Below are 1793 nucleotides of genomic sequence, written 5' to 3'. Positions count from 1 at the left end.
CGTGCCTGATCCTGAGCGGCTTTGCCTGCACCTATAAGGTCACCGCGGGAGGCAAGCGCCAGATCGTCTCCTTCAACCTTCCCGGCGATGTTCCTGACCTGCAGAGCCTGCATCTCCAGGTGCTGGATACCAGCATCGGCACCATCAGCCCGTGCCGGGTGGGGTTCATCCCGCATGAGGTGCTGCGCGACATCTGCGAACGCTACCCTCGCATCGCAGCCGCCTTCTGGCGCGAGACCCTTGTGGATGCGTCCATCTTCCGGGAATGGGTGATGAATGTCGGGCAGCGCGAAGGCTACCAGCGCATCGCCCATGTTCTGTGCGAGCTGCTGGTGCGCCTGCGGGCGGTGGGCCTGGCCGAGGACCATACCTGTGACCTGCCGATCACCCAGAGTGAGTTTGCCGATGCCACTGGCCTGACGACGGTTCACGTCAACCGGATGCTGCAGCAACTGCGGGCCGACGGCCTGATCGAGCTGAAAGGCGACCGCCTGAAAGTGCTCGATTGGGACAAGCTGCAGCAGGCCGGCGAGTTCGACCCGGCCTACCTGCATCTGGAGCGGCAGGAGGCAGCAGCATGAGCATGACCCTTCAGCCGATCCGGGTTGGTAACGGCAGCGATGAAGAAGGCGTGCTGGTGTTCAACGGACAGCAGCGGCTGGTGGCGGTGCTGACCCATCTCGGTGAGCAGTACGATGGCGCATCCGGCCACTGGTACCTGGAGGCAGGCTTTGGTTGCCTGAAAGGACCCGATCATCCCACCTCCGCCGATCTGGACGCGGCCCAGGAGGGGATCCGTCAGCGCCTGGCCAAAAGGCGCTAGGCAGCTTCGCTTCTTCTGCTCAGCACCGGACATTCCGTCTTGGCTGCAACACCACGACATGCCGAGGACGAGCTAAGCCAAGGTCTCGATCTCTCGGTCCTCGTCAGGGGCGATGCCCTGATCGTCGGCTGAGAAGTGGAGCTTGAGCACCGATCGTCCTGAGGCATCGGTGACATTCATGTGCCACTGTTCACCCTTCCAGAATGTGTCACCTTCATCGCGCAGGATAGCGCCAGCCAACTGGATCGCCTCAACGCGGGCTTGCCTGAGACCGGCAAGCTCCGCCCCTTCATTGTCGATGATGCTGCGGCCGTCGATCACATGGAAGTAATAGCGGGGCATGGGGCGCTCCTCTGCCGACAGGCGGGAGCTCACGGATCTCTCGGTCACCGGCGCCTGGATCATCCATGCCGGCGATAAGGGGCAACGGCTTGGAGACCCTTTCGTTCAGATCTGCCGCCCAGATGTCGGGGGCCGCATTCCATAAAACAGCCTGACCGGAATTACGCGCACCATGGGCCCAGCAGCATCTCACCGACTGTCGGCTCTTCAGGCGGTGCGACACGGACGAGTGCCTCCCGGATCACTTCCGCCATCCGGGGTTCCATCCCGTCGAACTGCTCAAGCCGGTCAGCAAGGTCCACGAGTTCCGCAAGCGTCTGGATCGTCTCCCGCTGGAGCACGTCCCAAGCCACGGGAGGTAGATAGAGACCGCCGATGGGCCCGGCGCAGGTGTCATAAAACCGAGGCATGGGACACTCCTAGCCGTTCTTATGCATGGGAAGGTTGATGAAGGCTGGCGAGTGTAGCTTAAGCACTTGAAGCAGCGTAGGATTTGGTTGTTGAGACTAATCCCTGCCACCAATTGCCCTGTGCCACACTCGCCATGCCGGACGATACACCTGCCACCTTCCCGTTTCCAGCCGTTGGCCGCAAGAAGATCACCGCTGCTTTCGACGGTGGGCGCCTG

The 1793-nt window shown here is 62.2% G+C and carries 4 protein-coding genes; 2 read left to right on the top strand and 2 right to left on the bottom strand.

Translation table 11 applies throughout. From position 1 onward, the window contains the following. Both FS320_RS42745 and FS320_RS42740 read left to right on the top strand, forming a co-directional pair. A partial coding sequence (locus tag FS320_RS42745) for a Crp/Fnr family transcriptional regulator (protein ID WP_152718566.1) occupies positions 1–581 on the top strand: 581 nt, incomplete at its 5' end. After that, positions 578–823, top strand: a complete 246-nt coding sequence (locus FS320_RS42740; protein ID WP_152718565.1) for a hypothetical protein — start codon at positions 578–580, stop codon at positions 821–823. The genes FS320_RS42745 and FS320_RS42740, both read left to right, overlap by 4 nt. A 72-nt stretch (positions 824–895) precedes the next feature. On the opposite strand, the gene FS320_RS42735 is transcribed toward FS320_RS42740, so the two are convergent. Further along, positions 896–1165 (bottom strand): DUF6894 family protein, encoded by a 270-nt coding sequence (locus FS320_RS42735; RefSeq protein WP_152718564.1) that lies wholly within the window; start codon positions 1163–1165, stop codon positions 896–898. 161 nt (positions 1166–1326) lie between these two features. Then, positions 1327–1575 (bottom strand): hypothetical protein, encoded by a 249-nt coding sequence (locus FS320_RS42730; protein WP_152718563.1) that lies wholly within the window; start codon positions 1573–1575, stop codon positions 1327–1329. Positions 1576–1793: the final 218 nt, after the last annotated feature.

The organism is Microvirga tunisiensis (assembly GCF_009296175.1).
GTDB lineage: Bacteria > Pseudomonadota > Alphaproteobacteria > Rhizobiales > Beijerinckiaceae > Microvirga > Microvirga tunisiensis.
Note: the sequence above shows the minus strand (reverse complement) of the source record. Positions and strands in the feature narration are given on the sequence as shown.

Coding starts and splice junctions, on each gene's coding strand:
- FS320_RS42740 (WP_152718565.1), top strand. CDS start 578: ATGAGCATGACCCTTCAGCCGATCCGGGTTGGTAACGGCAGCGATGAA.
- FS320_RS42735 (WP_152718564.1), bottom strand. CDS start 1,165: ATGCCCCGCTATTACTTCCATGTGATCGACGGCCGCAGCATCATCGAC.
- FS320_RS42730 (WP_152718563.1), bottom strand. CDS start 1,575: ATGCCTCGGTTTTATGACACCTGCGCCGGGCCCATCGGCGGTCTCTAT.